This window comes from Candidatus Aminicenantes bacterium, from assembly GCA_026393855.1.
Lineage (GTDB): Bacteria > Acidobacteriota > Aminicenantia > Aminicenantales > UBA4085 > UBA4085.
In genome coordinates this window covers 1-13,531 of record JAPKZJ010000075.1, presented here as the reverse complement: position 1 = coordinate 13,531, position 13,531 = coordinate 1, and the positions used below count along the sequence as shown (strand labels likewise).

The 13,531-nt window shown below is 59.8% G+C and carries 13 protein-coding genes and 1 tRNA gene; 7 read left to right on the top strand and 7 right to left on the bottom strand.

The window, feature by feature from the left end; all coding sequences use genetic code 11:
- Positions 1–10 precede the first annotated feature (10 nt).
- From NTZ26_09155 to NTZ26_09130, 6 genes are all read right to left on the bottom strand, one after another.
- The gene (locus tag NTZ26_09155; protein ID MCX6560671.1) at positions 11–898 is read right to left on the bottom strand and encodes a cupin domain-containing protein; all 888 of its coding nucleotides are present in this window, start codon (positions 896–898) and stop codon (positions 11–13) included.
- Between the two features lie 69 nt (positions 899–967).
- Positions 968–3,301, bottom strand: a complete 2,334-nt coding sequence (locus tag NTZ26_09150) for an alpha-xylosidase (GenBank protein ID MCX6560670.1) — start codon at positions 3,299–3,301, stop codon at positions 968–970.
- Positions 3,302–3,379: 78 nt separating this feature from the next.
- Complete coding sequence (locus NTZ26_09145) at positions 3,380–4,357, bottom strand: FHA domain-containing protein (GenBank protein ID MCX6560669.1); 978 nt, start codon at positions 4,355–4,357, stop codon at positions 3,380–3,382.
- Between the two features lie 102 nt (positions 4,358–4,459).
- The gene (locus NTZ26_09140) at positions 4,460–5,569 is read right to left on the bottom strand and encodes a hypothetical protein (GenBank protein ID MCX6560668.1); all 1,110 of its coding nucleotides are present in this window, start codon (positions 5,567–5,569) and stop codon (positions 4,460–4,462) included.
- Positions 5,562–6,719: a hypothetical protein gene (locus NTZ26_09135; GenBank protein ID MCX6560667.1), complete on the bottom strand. Its 1,158-nt coding sequence runs from the start codon at positions 6,717–6,719 to the stop codon at positions 5,562–5,564. The genes NTZ26_09140 and NTZ26_09135 overlap by 8 nt, the downstream gene beginning before the upstream one ends.
- Positions 6,716–7,228, bottom strand: a complete 513-nt coding sequence (locus NTZ26_09130; protein MCX6560666.1) for a D-lyxose/D-mannose family sugar isomerase — start codon at positions 7,226–7,228, stop codon at positions 6,716–6,718. The genes NTZ26_09135 and NTZ26_09130 overlap by 4 nt, the downstream gene beginning before the upstream one ends.
- A 144-nt stretch (positions 7,229–7,372) precedes the next feature.
- Here NTZ26_09130 and NTZ26_09125 point away from each other — a divergent pair, with 144 nt between their 5' ends.
- Complete coding sequence (locus NTZ26_09125) at positions 7,373–8,170, top strand: hypothetical protein (GenBank protein ID MCX6560665.1); 798 nt, start codon at positions 7,373–7,375, stop codon at positions 8,168–8,170.
- A 22-nt stretch (positions 8,171–8,192) separates the two neighbouring features.
- Positions 8,193–8,268 (top strand) — tRNA-Ala (locus tag NTZ26_09120).
- Positions 8,269–8,504: 236 nt separating this feature from the next.
- Here the strand turns inward: NTZ26_09120 and NTZ26_09115 are convergent.
- A complete protein-coding gene (locus NTZ26_09115) occupies positions 8,505–8,819 on the bottom strand; it encodes a hypothetical protein (protein MCX6560664.1) in 315 nt (104 codons plus the stop codon).
- Between the two features lie 227 nt (positions 8,820–9,046).
- Here NTZ26_09115 and NTZ26_09110 point away from each other — a divergent pair, with 227 nt between their 5' ends.
- From NTZ26_09110 to NTZ26_09090, 5 genes are all read left to right on the top strand, one after another.
- Positions 9,047–10,372, top strand: a complete 1,326-nt coding sequence (locus NTZ26_09110; protein ID MCX6560663.1) for a VCBS repeat-containing protein — start codon at positions 9,047–9,049, stop codon at positions 10,370–10,372.
- A gap of 64 nt (positions 10,373–10,436) precedes the next feature.
- Complete coding sequence (locus tag NTZ26_09105; protein MCX6560662.1) at positions 10,437–11,657, top strand: SUMF1/EgtB/PvdO family nonheme iron enzyme; 1,221 nt, start codon at positions 10,437–10,439, stop codon at positions 11,655–11,657.
- A 243-nt stretch (positions 11,658–11,900) separates the two neighbouring features.
- Positions 11,901–12,065 (top strand): hypothetical protein, encoded by a 165-nt coding sequence (locus NTZ26_09100; protein ID MCX6560661.1) that lies wholly within the window; start codon positions 11,901–11,903, stop codon positions 12,063–12,065.
- 132 nt (positions 12,066–12,197) lie between these two features.
- A complete protein-coding gene (locus tag NTZ26_09095; protein ID MCX6560660.1) occupies positions 12,198–13,133 on the top strand; it encodes a hypothetical protein in 936 nt (311 codons plus the stop codon).
- A gap of 47 nt (positions 13,134–13,180) precedes the next feature.
- On the top strand, positions 13,181–13,531 hold a 351-nt coding region (locus NTZ26_09090), incomplete at its 3' end, for a nucleoside hydrolase (GenBank protein ID MCX6560659.1).

The following is a 13,531-nucleotide window of genomic DNA, read 5'->3' as shown; positions in this document are numbered from 1 at the left end:
TGGTTTCCTCTCACTTCCGGCATCCGAAGAACAGCCAAAGCATCGGCTCACCGCCGGCGTTGATTGAGCTGTGCGGAACCAGATTGTTCGGAGGAACGAGGAAAGCTTCGCCGGGCTCCTGGTTGAAAAGCCGGTTCCCGAGCAGAAGAAGGCTGCGCCCCTTGACCTGGAGCCAGATCTCCTCCGCGGCCGCCGGATGCGAGTGCGGCTGGGCGATATCGAACTCGTCGATCGACACGGGGACGAAGCCCATGGGGTTCCGGAATTTCGGCTCGATGTCGTAGATGAACGGCCGGGCGATATGGGCCCAATGGGCCCCCAGCAGCGGCAGGGAATCGCCGCATCGTCCGACGGAGATCGTCCGGTTCGGTACGAAATCCGCCGGTGTCTCCTCGGCGGCTAGCAGGAGCTCGAGCGGCGCCAGGCCGGGGTTTTTCAGTCGATATGTGATTCCCGGCGGGATCACGACGGCCGATCCGTCCTCGAGCGCGACGGCTTTGTCCTTGATCGTCAGGGTGCCGCGCCCGTTCATGACGTATAGAAAAACCTGCTCGCGAGGATCGCTGTAATCCCGCGTCTCCGCCCCGCCGGCCAGCTCGGCCTGGTTGTAGGTTTTCAGAAACCGCAGGACCGCGCCTTTCTGTGCCGGCTTGAAGGGATCGCCCCGCCGGAGAATCTCCCGCTCGACCAGCCCGCCGTGACCCTCGTGAGGCGGCGAATCCCGCCACTGGTTGAGATAAAGGGAGACGTCCGTGTCCAAGCCCGGATGGCGGCGGTTCCAGTCCGCGTCTTCCCGGTAGGAGGGAGCGGGCGTAACATCGGTTTTCTGTTGGGCGTGGGCTAGCGAGATGGCTACGACGGCGGATGCCGCCAGAAGGATAAAAAGCCGTTTAGGCATATCCAAGTGCGGAGCTTTCAAGCGGTTTTTTATCACAGGCCACCCGGCGGGTCAAACCGCGAACGAGCTTTATCGCCAGATGATCTTAAGGTCGTGCTTTGGTCGCCAGCCTTTCACGGCCAACGCATAATGGTTTCCCCGCCGATCGAGATCGAAGCGCGTCCGACCCTCGTCCTCTAAAAGCGTGAACGAGGACTTGGCGTCGGCGTAGATATGGATAATCAGCTTTTCGATCGGCCCTTCGGGAATCCGCTCGGCGTCGGCCATCATCGGCAGAATGGCCCCGGCCCGGACGAAGATCGGGATGCGCGATAGGGGCACCTTGAGCTTGAGGCTCTGTCCGGCGGCGTATCGGTCGCCGGTCCAATAATCGATCCACTCGCCGCCCTCGCCGTTTTCCGGTGAAGGGGCCGTTTTTCTCTTTTCGCCCTTGGCGCCTTTTGTCCCCTGCTTGGCTGTATCCAGGTGAGGTAGGTAGACGGTTCTTGTCCCCGACGGATCGACGACGGGGGCGATGAGAAGCCAAGGCCCCAGCATGAACTCGAGGTCGTGGCCATGGACGCTCGGATCATCAGGGAAGGCCAACGGCAGCGCCCGCATTACGGGCAGGCCCGTCGCCGCCGCCTCATGGGCCAGGCTGTAGAGATACGGGAAAAGCCGATAGCGAAGGCGGACGAATTTTCGGACGATCCGCAGAGCGTCGGGTCCGAAGATCCACGGCTCGCGCGGTCCGTCGCCGTGCATCCGGCTGTGTGAGCAGAGCAGCCCGAACTGGGCCCAGCGGATATAGAGATCGGGCGTCGGCTTGCCCCGGTAGCCGCCGATATCGTGGCTCCAGAACGGGATGCCGGAGAGCCCGGCGCACAGTCCGCCCCGAATGGTGGCCGCCAGGCTGTCCCAGTCGGCGGCCGGGTCGCCCGACCAGGCCACGGGAAAGCGCTGGCTTCCGGCCGTGCCGGAGCGGCTCCAGACCAGCCCGTAGCCGCGCTCCTCGCGCGTCACCTCGTCCACGGCCTGGTTGTAGAGGAGCGGGTAGAGATTATGCCGTGTCGCGCCGGTCGTTCCGTCATGGAAGACGGCGTCGGCCGGAATGTCCTCCCCGAAGTCCGTCTTGAAGACATCGACGCCTTGCCGGAGCAGCGGCCGGTGAAGATCCTTGAACCACCGGCGCGCCTCGGGATTGGTGAGATCGATAATCGCGACGCGGGCGTTCCAGGAGTCCGCGCGCCGGGCCCGCCGCACGATGCCGTCCGGCCGGGGCGCCAGCGACAGCCCATAGTCGATAACGTAAACTCCGCCGTCAGGCCGCTTGAGGAAGAAGCCCTCGCGTTTGCCCAGCTCGAACAAGTCGCTCTCGATCGAGACGTAGGGATGCTCCCAGAGGCAGAGCTTGAGCCCGAGGCCGTGAAGCTTGCGGATCAGGCTGTCGGGGTGGGGGAAGGCGTCGCGGTCCCAACGGAAATCGCAGTATCGCCGCCACTGCATCCACCAAGGATCGATGTGGACGACGCCGGCCGGGATGCCGTGCTCTCCCAATCCGTCGACGAGGGCCTCGATGGCGGCCTGGGTCCGATAAGTCCCGCCCGACGACACCCAAAGCCCGAAGCTCCATTTCGGCGGCACGGGCGCATAGCCAGTGAGGTCGGCGTAGCGCTTGAGGATCGCGGCCGGCCCGGGACCGAAGATCGCATAGGCATCCAGCGTCCCTTGATCCGCGGTCACGGTAAACGATTGCGTGCTTTGGGCGCCCAAGTCCCAGGCGATCCGCGCGCCGCCGTCGACGAATAGGCCCCAGCCGCGGGTGCTCCAGAGGAACGGGACGTTCTTGTGGGATCGTTCGCTGGTCGAACCGAGAGCGTCTTGGGTCCAGGAGACGAGCCGGGCGCCGGCCTTGTCCAAACGGGTGAACTTTTCGCCCAGGCCGTAGAGATGCTCGTCCGGACCGAGCTTGAAGGACTGGGTCACCCGGGAGACGGCACGGCTGTCGCGGACGAAGCCGAGGGGCGGGACGAAGGGATGGCCGAGGCCGTCCATGTCCGCGGGATTTTCGGCCAGCAGGGGCCGGCCGCGGCGGTCGAGGAAACGCATGACCCAGGGATCGAAATCGATTTTCAGCCCGCCTTGCAGACCCGTGACCTCTAAGCCGCCCGGCAGAGGCCGAACCTGCCAGGCCGGCGGCTTGAAGCCGGTCGAAGGGTGTATCGATTCCGTCGGGCGGGGTTCCGCCGAGCCTTTGGGGACGAACGTCCAGCGGACGATATCAACGGCAATGAAACGGAACGACAGTCGGGCGCTCCGGCCCCAGGCCGTTTCGAGGTCGAAGCGAAGAGTGCCCCCTTCCGTCTTCCAGCCTAAGGCGCGCCTGACCCAGTCGAATTCCCGCGGCGTATCATAAGGTCTCATCGATTACCCAGACACATACAGAATAGCCGGGGGGCGAAGGGCGGGATCCCCCCCTACTCCCGCAGGCGCGTCTCGCGGCTAGTCCGATTTGCGGCTTCGGCCGAAAAGCCCCCCGATGAGGCTGATGACGAAAACCACCCCTACGAAGTACGCCAGGACGACTACGAAATTACCCCAGGGGCCCAACGAACGAACGATTCCCGGGTAGGACAAGGGCAGATCCGAGAAAGCCGCTTTAAACACGGCGATCTGGATGATGAGCGCGACAACGGCATAGCTGATGGCAAATGCCAAGGCTGTACCGATCTGACCGCGGCGGCCCAAGCGGCGGGCGAGGAATCCGCCTACGAACGGCCCTAGGGCCAAGCCGATGAGGGCAATCAAGCTGGTCATGTTGCTCAGGTCGAAGGATGCCAATCCGACATGCGTATGCATGCCGGGGAAGGTGCCGGCCCAGCTTTTCAAGAATTGTCCGACGCCCGTAACGGTCAAATTGCCCAGCTTATTTAACTGGAAAGCCGCAGCCAGGAGCGGCACGATGTAGGCAATGAGAAGGCCCATCAGTACGCCCGGGATCAGCCCGGCCAGCGGATGGCCTGGGGCCGCCTTGGGGATCTTGACGACTTCCATCGCCGCGGCCGGGGCCGGAGCCGGAGCCGCGGCCGGGATGGCATGCGCCTTGGCCTTAGCCAGCTCGGCCATGGCCTCGGGGGTCGCCACCATCGTCCGGCTGACGTCGAGCGGACGCGAGAATTCGAACTCTAAAGCCCCGAACATGAGCTTGTCGCCCGTCCGCAGGACCTTCTTGGCGATCTTCTCGCCGTTGACGAAGGTGCCGTTGGTCGATCCGAGATCCTGCAGCTCGTAATGCTCACCCGAACGGACGATCCGGGCGTGCTGGCTCGAGATCATCTCGTCGTTCAGCATGAGGTGGCATTCGAAGGCGCGGCCGATCAGGAAATCGTCGCCTTTGATGAAGAATTCGTTGCCTAGATATTCGCCGTTGCGGCCGACCAGCCGGGCAGCGACGCTGGCGGGGACGTTGGATTGGGTCATGGCGGTCCTCCTTGAGACTGAATGGTCAAAGAATATCCCCGGCTCCCGTTCGATGTCAACGAGTAATGACGGTTCGTTTTGGCGGCCCGGCCGCCGGCCGGGTCAGGGGGCGAGAAGCCCGTAGATTTCGTCGAGGTCCGTTTCGGGCCAGGAGTCGTCGAGCAAGCCGTTGGTGATGTCGACGTGGATGAACAGCCCGCGGTTGGTCGTCCGCGCGGCCATAATCTTTCGCACGTAGTCCGCCATGCCGTCGTAGCGGATGTCTTTGTGCTGGCCGACGCGGCAGGCCAGCACCATGCGGCCGCCAAAGCGCTCCGCCACTGGGCCAAACGGCGTCTCGCTGGCCCCGAATTCCAGCCCCCGCAAGTCCCGCACTTTTTCCAGACTCGAAAAGAGATGCGTCCAGTTGCCGCAGGAGTGGATGTAGACGCCGCCGAACTCCTCGGATAAGCGGTTGATATAGGGAACGGCGAATTCATCGTGCAGGGCGGGGGGGAGCATGACCCCGGTGTCGTTGGCGATCGAGAGGCCCCGCCCGTCCGGGATCCAGGGCTGAAAGCCGCTGGGGACAAACTCTGCGCCCAGGCTCCGGACGAGATTCCGTTGGGCCCGAGCGAAGGCGATCATGAGGTCGGTGATCATCCCGAGCAGATGGTGAACCTCGGCCGGATGGGTCAGCATGGCCTCGAAGAGCTGGGTGTGGCCCATGACGAGAGCGGCGTTGTCCAGCGGCCCTTGGATGTCGGCCAGCCGGACCGGGTAGCGGCCGCCCAGCCGTTCGACAAACAGGCGCGAATAGGCGAGGATGCGGCCGAGCACGCCGTCGGCGACGGCCGGAATCGCGAGATCGAGCATGCGGCGAGGGTCGTCCCCCTCGAGCGGCCGGACCGAGGGGAAGTCGTTCTCCCACCAGACGACTTCGCATCCGAAAGCGGAGGGAATGGCGATGACCCCCAGCGTCGGGCAGAGAGCGGGGACGAGATCGCCCTTGAACGCCATCTGGCCGTGGATCTCCTCGATCTGGGCTTCGAGGAATTTATCGGGGTCGAGCAGGCGCTTCCGAACCGTGTCCCGGCCCTCAGTCGAGAAGAGCGCGCTGCGGACGGGCGTGCCGCCCTTGAGCCGCGGCCCGGTGTAGCCGATCAGAAATCCCGGCCGCTCGTCGTTCTCGAGGTTCCAGAGGCGGGTTAAGAATTCTTTGCGGTCACTCATACCGGCCGTACCTCTCGGCTGCTTCCATCATGGCGTTGATGTTCGCGACCGGCGATCCGGGCGGGATGTTGTTGCCGTCCTGGACGATGAACCCGCCGAGCGGGGCCAGCTTCTCGATGACCCGTCGGGTTGCTTCGCGGACCGCGTCCGGACTTCCGCTTCGGATCAGCATCGGGTTGACGTTGCCCAGCAGGACGACCCGGCCGCCCATGACCTCGGCGATCCGGTCGAGATCGACTTCCCAGCCGAAGCCCTGCAGCTCGTCGATGCGCAATCCGTCGCGGAAGGTCTCCAGCAGATGATCGGAGTGGCCGCACATATGGAGCATGGCCCAGCCGTCGAAATGGTCCCGTAGGCGCCGATTGGCCGGCAGGGCGAGGTCCTCGAACATGGCCCGCGACAGCGAGACCGCCAGGTCGTCGGTCCAGGCGATATCACGGGGGCCCGTCCGCCCTTCCTCGGCCCAGCAGGCGTCCAGGTACTCGATCATTTTATCCACGACGATCCGTAGCAGCTCGCGGACGAAGTCGGGCCGCTCGGCACAGGCCAGGAAAAGCTCGGTGTTGCCCATGAGGTCGCCGGCAACGCCGAAGGGGCCGTCCGAGGTACGGGTCAGGTGCGGTGCGGCGCCCGGAAAGAAGACCGGCCCGCCCCGGAATCGCACCGGATATTTTTCGGCTGCCGTCATCATCGCCCGCCGGTATTCGAATTGGCGGGCGTTGATCCCGGTATGAACATAGTTGATCGCTTCGAGCCGCCGCAGGTCCGTCTCGTCCTTGACCCAGCCGGGGCCGACCCAGGGGATGTCGTCATTCGGGAAGACGATGGGGACGCCGAGGCTGCCGGCTTCGAAGGTGTTCTGAAAGTCCGTCCAGGCGCCGACCCAGGGTCCGGTGATGTCGTGGGCGTCCGTGCGGATGTTTTCCATCAGCCATTTCTGGGCCAGAATCTGGGTCCGCAGCATGGTCTCTGGATCGGCGTAGTATTCGCGAAAAGACACGCCGACCTGGGGGATAAGGTAGCGATGGGCGACAGCGGGCAGGACGGGAACCCGGTCGGGCCGCTCGAACCGCTTGGCCTTCTCCACCCGGGCCCGGCGGGCCTCGATCTCCTCGACCGGAACGCCGATTTCGATGACCCCGCCGCTCATTCGTAGACCGGCAGGCGCTTGATCCGGGGGTCCGTGAAGACGTCGTATTCGTCGGTATTGGTGGTGGAGAATTCGCTGATGATGGCCCCCTCGTCGCCGGCCTGGAACCAGTGCAACGTCTCCGGCGAGAGGGTGTATTGATCGCCCGGTTCGAGGACGATCTCGTGGCAGGCCGTGAAGCAGGCCTCGTCGCCCTCGGGAATAATCGCCTGCGGGGAAGGCGTCGGCTCACCCGCGACATAGAGATAGACGTGCCCCCAACGGCATCGAAACGTCTCCTGCTTGCCCGGCTTCTCAACCGTGTCGCCGGGGCAGACATAATGAGGATGGCGATGCTCCGGGCAGATCTGGCGGGGGAAGAGGATGAGCTCCTTGGCGCAGTAGCGGTCGTTGTTCTCGTAGATCACGATCTGGAGGCCGTAGTGATCCGGGTCGCCGAGACCGAGATCGGCGACCTCGATCGCCGCTCGTTCCGCGGGCGAAATGGCGATTCCGACGGCATCCAGCATCCGGCCGGCCCTTTCCCTGGCTTTTTCGACGGCTTCTCGCTTCATGGTCCCTCTCCGACGCGATTATAATGAAAACAGGCCTGCCGAGGGAAGTCGGCCTTGCGCCTTGACTGCGTTCCCGGCTTGGGAATACCATCCTCTTCCATGCGAATACCAGGCGATCATGGGAGCTCCGTAAGCCTTCAATCCACCATCCGCAAGGGCGCTTGGCTCGGGATTTTGGCGCTCGTCCTGGCTGTGACGGCGGGAGCGGAAGAGCCGAGAAAACTCGTTCCGGGGATCCGGTTCAATCTCGGCGTCGACACGGCTGTCAGCCAATCCAAATACGGGCTCGAGCCTTATCCGGGCTGGGAAACCAACTTCAATCTACCCCGGTACCTCTTCTACAATATACCCAGGGCCGACCCTTTCGCTCCGGTGAAAAATGTCCAAACGTTTGTGACGGGCGACATCTGGCTCGGCGTAAGGCCGACCCTCCGCAAGGGGCACGTGGAGATTGGATTCCCGGTGCAAATCTACCTCTCGAACTTCTTCCCCCTTCCGGTGACTAAAGTTAAAGTCGACCTTGAAGAATTCGAAGAAAACGAATCCCTGACGGTCAGCAAGATCGGGCTAGTGAAACGGACGCCGGCCGTCGGGATCGCACTCCGCTTCGGGGAGGATTCGGGCATCGAGGTCCAGGTTCTGACTTACGGCTATACCCTGAATGAGTACCATTACGAGGAAACGGCCTACGATGCCGAGGCCAGGCACCGGACCGGAGTCGGGGGGATGTTCTATTACGTCACGCATTACACGGAATACGATTCCGATCGTATCGAGACTATCGCATATTCGAAGGGCCAAGCGGTGAACATCTCCATCGGGGTTCTCTCCGACGGGGTGACATTCGCCGGCTTTCTGGATGAGGATGACCTTGACGAATCCCGCCGCTTTGAGTAATATAGCCGGGCTTTTCCCCGGTGGGGCTGTAGCTCAGTTGGGAGAGCGCTTGAATGGCATTCAAGAGGTCGCCAGTTCGATCCTGGTCAGCTCCACCACTCCTTTCCCAAAACGCTGACGATTCCCTCCCTATTTTAGGGAGGGTAGGGTGGGTAAGTCCTTAAAAAAAGCTGGAAGCGTTTTGGGCAAGCCCTGCATCAACAAAGGGTCATCATCAATATTCAGACGAGCTTGTTTCTCTCTGTAGGGGGGCAGGGGAGTAGATTCCAAGAGTCTTTGGCTGGTAGCGCGCTGGGCAATCAGGAACGCTGACGATTCCCTCCCTGTTTTTCTTCTAAGATTCCGCCATGGTTTGCAGAAAGGCCTCCACGTCGGCCTTGACGTCTTTTCCGCCCATCATCCGGAGGATCGGAAAAGACCTCCAGAACACCGATGGACAATCCTTGTTGAAGACGACGACGGTTTTATCGGATTTCTGGTCCAGCTTGACAAAGATGCCCGACCGGGCGCTCTTTTTCACGACAAAATCCCTGTTGATCATGCTTTTGGTCGGGTAGATCTCGTACTTGCCCTGAAACTTCTTCTGAAACAGATCGAGCAGCTTGTCCTTGGTCAGACCCGGATCATGACGGATTTCGATTTTGGCCATGTTTTCCTCCTTCGCGTACGGCTCATTTGTAGCGGCAAACGCTTCGGGAGTCAATAAGAATGAGCCGGGTGAGCCGGGAGGAGCTCCCCGTTCAAGGACCAGCCGGGAAAAGGCCGTATGAATAACGACAAGTTGCGGCAGGAATCGATATGCCGACAGTAAGGCATTGACATTGTTTTTTTTTTTCTATCATTGCGCTGTCAACAATTTCTTGGGGGGAGGTCTAAATGAACCGCTTTCACGCGTCATGGAAGTCTGTGATTTTCTTCGTTCTTGTTCTGACTCTTGCCGTCGGGGGATTCAGTATTGTCCAGAAAAGTTCTTGGGCTTCGCAAGACCAAGTGCGAGCGGCGGGAAAACCGAGCCCGACGACCTGCGACACCGATAAAATGTGCGAGTCTGTGGAATGGAAGGCGGGGGTTGCTCCGAAAGACCAGCCTTGTATTGATTGCCGGATTTCGGCTTTTTCTCCGCTAGCGCTTCTCAATGATCCGGGGAAGCAGATCGTCGGCACAATAGGCGATGTTTGTCGGACCTTCCAAATCACTTTTGCGAACAGTAATTATTCGATCCCGTGGGGCAGCAATGCCGTCGGGACAATGTATGATTTCCAAGCGCTCATCGGCCAATTTGACGCCGATCCGGATAAAGAGATTCTGACTGTGAACACTGTCATGACCTCCGTCGGCAGCGGAAAGAACAAAGTCAATTATTATGCGCCGACGGTATATCTCTTTAAAAACGGTTCGACGGGTCAACCCTCTTCTACAATTCCCCTGGAAAAAACGACCTCGGCCACGGTCGGTAGGGCCATTATTGCTGGAGATGTCGATGGCCAACCGGGTGATGAGCTCGTATTGGCGCGTTCCAATCGAATTTGGATCTATAAATATTCCTCCGCCGGCTCCCTCGACTGCATTGGGATGAGCCCGGAATTTTCGTCAGGAAGTTACAGCCTTTCGATCGGTGATGCAGATGGGCAGCCCGGCAACGAAATTCTGATCGCCCATCCGAGCATCGGGAAGGTCAGCGTTTTAAAGTATCTTGGCAATAATGGCTGGGACATCAAAGAGACCGAGTCCATAGGAGCGTTTACGATCGACTGCGCTGTCGCCAGGGACATCGATGGAGATACCGAGCCTGAGATCATCGCCGGCGGAAACAGCTCTAAACTCGTCGTCTGGAAATATAAGAACGGCGCATATCCGAAAATCTTCTTGAGTGAGAATTTGGGTGGATATACCGTCTCGGTGGATGCGGGGGATATCGACGACGATGGCTGGCCCGAGGTCGTGACGGCCGCCGATTATCCCGATAGGTATCTTTACGTATTGAAATTTGCGAAACATGCGGATTCGACGCTCTCGATGATCCAACTCCTTAAGATGATACCCGACTATGGTCCGATGGACGTCACGCTCGGGTCATTGGATTATGATGACGCCTTAGAGCTGTTCGTCTATGGAAACAATGGATTGAATATCTACAAATGGGCGGGAACGCTCGGCCGGATTTATGTCACGGTTTACGGCGGGAGCCCAAGGATCGGCTGATATTACGGCGAGATTCAATAAGCTTTTGACCTATCAGTTCCGCTCCATTTAAGAGGCTAGATCAATGGATAAATTTAGAAATCTTATCGCTGTCATGCTTATTGTTGTATTGGTTTCCTCAAATAGCGCGGTCTTTGGACAAACAGATTCAAAATCCGCTGTAAAGAAGGGCGAACAGACGGATGCGTTAAAAAGCGAGACCGCTCCGCCGCAAGTTAAGAATATTGGAGCGAAAAAAGCAGAAACATTTTCGCCGGTTTCGTTTAGCGGGAAGTCGAGTCCTGTAACCGAGGTCAAGAAAAAGAAATTTCCCTGGCTTTTGGTGGGTGGGATCGTGGTGGCGGGCGTAGTCGCAACGATTCTGCTTTTAAAAAAGAAAAAGGATCCGAATCAGCCGATCGTTCCAAGCGTAACGACCGGAAGTATCCAGGTAGAATCAACGCCGCCAGGGGCAAACATTTTTTTTGATGGAAATGAGACTGGAAAAGCGACTAATACGACATTGACTAGTATTGCTCCGGGAAATTACACGATAAAACTCGTTCTATATGGGTTTGGTTCTTATGAACAGTCCGTTACGGTCCAGGTGGGGCAGACAGCAAAGATCTCAGCGACCTTGATCGCGAGCATTATCCCTCGAGAACCTGTAATGGTCCGCCTTGTGGGCGGGACATTTATGATGGGCTCCGAATCGAGCGAAGCATTTGCAGATGAAAAGCCGGTGCATCAGGTCACATTATCCGGCTTCGAGATGGGAAAATTCGAGGTAACGCAGGCGGAGTGGTTTTCGGTGATGGGGTCGTATCCGTCGACGGATCATGAAGAGGGGCGCCCCATCGAACTCGTGACTTGGAACGATGTCCAATGGTATATCCAAAGGCTGAACGCTTTAACAGGAAAGAACTACCGGCTTCCGACGGAGGCGGAGTGGGAGTACGCCTGCCGCGCGGGTACGACGGAGGACCGGTATGGGGAACTGGATTCGATCGCCTGGTACGGCAACAATTCGGGAAACCGGACACACGATGTCGGCGAGAAGGCGCCCAACGGATTTGGCCTTTATGACATGCTCGGAAACGTCTGGGAGTGGTGTGCGGACTGGTATGGGGCTTACTCGGCGGGATCGGTGACGAATCCGAAAGGGCCTTCTTCTGGCTCCTTCCGAGTTTGTCGAGGCAGTTCCTGGCTCGAACCAGACGCCCGGTTCGTTCGCGCTCCGTATCGCTCTTCCTACGATCCCTCGTTCAAACGCAACAACCAAGGTTTTCGTCTTGCGCGGGATTGATTATTATTTGGCATTCAAGAGGTCGCCAGTTCGATCCTGGTCAGCTCCAACACTCCTCTCCCGATGAGCCGTCGAATCCCTCCCTTTTCTTCTGCCTCAGCGGATAGGGCTGCGCGTCGCCTGGCCCGCACTTTTTGACAGCAACATCCGGCCTAAGATATAGTCTGTTCCAATGAGGAGAGGGCTTCCCGCGACGACGGCGGCCGTCCCTCGAACATCAGGATATTCTTCGAGGAGGGGAAAATGGCTAAAATGAAAGTGACTAAGAACATGGGATTTCTCCTGTTGGCTATCTGGCTGATCATGAACGGGCTGATCCCGCTGCTCAAGCTGCACTTCGAAGGCCTCCCGCTGGTCATGGAGATCCTGGCCGTCGCCTCCGGCGCCTTGATCTTGCTCGGTCTTTGAGCGAAGCCGTAACACGGTTTCGTTCTTTTCCCGGATCAGGCCGGGGTGGATAAGCCTCGCGCGTAGGGAGTCAGCCTGTCATCTGGTCGGCCATGAGTCCTGCGGACGAACCGTCCGACGAGGAGGATTGCCATGATGCTTTGGCGGCGGGTTATTCTCATCTTGGGTGTGGTCATGGCCATCTGGCTGTACTTTTTCGCGCCCGTGCAAGGCGTATCCAGCCATGACGCCGGGTTCGGTTCGGGGGCGGCCAATTGGTTCAACGATCCCTCTCTCTCGGCCCATCCGGGCCGTGGATTCGCCCTTCCCATCCTCGTCGTCGCGCTGGCCCTTTACCTCTTTCTCCCGGGCCTCAAACGCCCCCAGACGGCGATCCGTTATCCTGCTTGGCGGGCTTTCTTCATCGATCTCGTCTCCCTGATTCTCCTTGTACCCGGCCTGACTTTCCCGTTATTTTCCATCGGCCGATCGCTCGCCTCCCTGGGCACCGGATTGCTGATCGGCCTGGCTTTCTGGATTCTGGTTTTTCCCGGCTTGAAGCTGCTGCGGTACGCGGTTTGGTACGCATCCTACCGGATCGACCTCACAGGCGAAGGCATAATCGTTTCGAATTGGAAGAGTCAAACGCTCCTTCGATTCTCGGAGATGAGCCTGGTTGTGCCGTTGATTCTCAAGGCGCCGGGCTGGCTGGTCGCCGCGAGCAGCGCTTCCGCTGTTTTGGACAGGGGCCGCCACGGTTCCGTCGCGGCCAGCCAGGCTCTGGCCGCGAACGAAGAAAAAGGGCTGGGCCTCAAGTTCAAAGACGGATCGAGCGTCTTCATCTGGATCGCTACGGCCTGGGGCAAGCGAGACCTAAGAAATGTCGATCAGCTGATCGGGGCCCTGCGAAGCGCCTCGATTCCGCGTCAGGATGAACCCAGGATCATCAAGTCCGTTTCCCAGCCGCTCGGCGAAACGGCCGCGGGGGGGAAGCAATCCATCGATCGCCTTTTTTCGGCTTTTTGGGTCCTGCTCGCGGAGGCCGTATTTTTCACCCTCTCCTTCTTTGCGGTCGGGGGAAGCGTCTAGACGTTCGTTTCGTCGATGGAATCGAATTCTTCAAGGGCAAGTAAGACATGGCGAAACAAAGACTTCTCGTCGGCATGATGGCTTTGTCCTTCGCGGCGAACGGAGCCGGCGGCCGCGTAGAAACCGCGGTCGCGCAGGCTCCCGTCCGAACTCCGGTCATTCTCGACACCGATATCGGCGACGACATCGACGACACCTGGGCCCTGGTCATGCTGCTCAAGAGCCAGGAGCTGGACCTCAAGCTTGTAACGACCACTTTCGGCAAGTCCGAATACCGGGCCAAGATCGTCGCCAAGGTTCTGACTCTTGCCGGAAGGACTGACGTCCCGGTGGGATTGGGAGCGGGCGGCCGCGACGGGACGGGCGGGCAGGCGGCCTGGGTTGAAGGCTATGACCTT